Below are 275 nucleotides of genomic sequence, written 5' to 3' on the forward strand. Positions count from 1 at the left end.
AGATATTAAAAATAAAATTCTCCAAATTATAATGGAAACAGGAGTTGAAAAAGTAAATATTATTGCCCACTCAAAAGGTGGACTAGATGCACGCTATATGGTTAGTAAATTAGATATGAAAGATTTTGTTGCATCATTAACAATGATTTCATCACCACATGGAGGATGTAAGTTTGTTGATATAGCTTGCAAAATACCAAATAGAATTTATAAATTCATTGCGAAATTATTTGATAAATATTATAGAATATTAGGTGATAAAAATCCAGATTTTT

At 26.5% G+C, this 275-nt stretch carries 1 protein-coding gene; it reads left to right on the top strand.

Annotated elements, in window-relative coordinates:
- A partial coding sequence (locus tag NG904_RS16870) for an esterase/lipase family protein (protein WP_502801474.1) occupies positions 1 to 275 on the top strand: 275 nt, incomplete at both ends.

This window comes from Clostridium sp. ZBS15 (genome assembly GCF_023845705.1).
Classification (GTDB): domain Bacteria; phylum Bacillota; class Clostridia; order Clostridiales; family Clostridiaceae; genus Clostridium; species Clostridium aquiflavi.